Origin of the sequence: Microcystis sp. LE19-84.1B, assembly GCF_027531875.1 — a bacterium.
GTDB lineage: Bacteria > Cyanobacteriota > Cyanobacteriia > Cyanobacteriales > Microcystaceae > Microcystis > Microcystis panniformis.
In genome coordinates this window covers 1-1,227 of record NZ_JAPZSR010000154.1, presented here as the reverse complement: position 1 = coordinate 1,227, position 1,227 = coordinate 1, and the positions used below count along the sequence as shown (strand labels likewise).

Here is a 1,227-nt window from a genome sequence, read left to right as displayed (position 1 = left end):
ATTATTCCTCCCATCGAGAGCTATTCTGAATTGTAAGTTATAACTATTATAATCTCATTTCTCTTTGTGATCAAGTTGAAGATTTTCTAGTTTTTGACGGCTCTAAGTATTAATACTCATTGCATAAGTGAGATGCTCCCGTGATCGTTCTTGTCGGTGGGGTGGAGTGCGATCTCTGTCATCGAATAAGATATAATTGGGAAGGTCAAAATAATTAAAGCATTATGAGTTACCAAAACATTATTACCATTGAACCTGGAAAACGAAGCGGAAAACCCTGCATTCGAGGAATGCGTATAACTGTGTACGATATTCTAGAATATTTAGCAGCAGGAATGACAGAAGCAGAAATTATTGAGGATTTTTCAGAATTAACTTCCGAGGATATCAAAGCTTGTTTGGCTTTTGCTGCTGATCGAGAGAAAAAATTATTTATCACCTCTTTATGAAACTGTTATTAGATGAAAATTTGTCAGATCGGATTATTGATAAAATAATTGATTTATATTCTGATTCTCAGCACGTCAAGACTTTAGGAATGATAAATACTGATGATACACTTATCTGGGAATTTGCCAAATTCAAGGATTTTGGAATTGTCTCTAAAGACTCCGATTTTCATCAGCGCAGTCTATTATATGGTCATCCACCCAAATTTATCTATCTTCGTATTGGCAATAGTCCCACTGCAAAAATTATCGAAATTTTAAGAGGTTATTTTTTAATTATTGTTGAATTTTTTGATAGTGAAACAGAAAGTCTGTTGATATTAAGTTGAGTGCGATCGCATCATCTTGCGATCGCCTAATCTTGTAGGGTGCGTTAGACGGTTACTAATTTTGATGAAAAACCAAAATTAACAATCCGCGCCCCACGCACCAACTTTGTCATTAAATTGGTGCGTTACTGCGATTAATTTTCTAACTGGATTGACCTAAGGAAACCCAACACACAATTAGATGGGGTTTGCCGAAAAAGCTTTTCGTGGGGTTAGGAGTCAGTCCCGATGAAAAAATTTTCACCCCCACAGATGAAAGAGGTTTCTTTCCCTACACCCCACACCCGTTCGGACCTCGGCCATCTATATAGGGTATGCTGAATAAATGTGAAATATAGACGAGGTAAGGGTTTTAGGGTTCTGTTTTGCTCTCACAGGTGCAAGATTTTGAGAGAATCGTCGTTCAAAACCTTGCGTCTTCATCGGCCCGTGTCCTGTAGGGGCGAAGC

Annotated in this window: 2 protein-coding genes; both read left to right on the top strand. The window is 37.8% G+C overall.

Annotated features, from left to right (window positions below):
• The first annotated feature begins 224 nt into the window (after positions 1–224).
• The gene (locus O9324_RS09730) at positions 225–449 is read left to right on the top strand and encodes a DUF433 domain-containing protein (protein WP_288140074.1); all 225 of its coding nucleotides are present in this window, start codon (positions 225–227) and stop codon (positions 447–449) included.
• Entirely contained in the window at positions 446–778 is a 333-nt protein-coding gene (locus tag O9324_RS09725) for a DUF5615 family PIN-like protein (protein WP_288140073.1), read from the top strand. Before O9324_RS09730 ends, O9324_RS09725 begins: the two co-directional genes overlap by 4 nt.
• Positions 779–1,227 lie beyond the last annotated feature (449 nt).

Bases quoted from the DNA above. Each gene is read 5' to 3' on its own strand.
- O9324_RS09725 (WP_288140073.1), top strand. From the start codon at position 446: ATGAAACTGTTATTAGATGAAAATTTGTCAGATCGGATTATTGATAAA.
- O9324_RS09730 (WP_288140074.1), top strand. From the start codon at position 225: ATGAGTTACCAAAACATTATTACCATTGAACCTGGAAAACGAAGCGGA.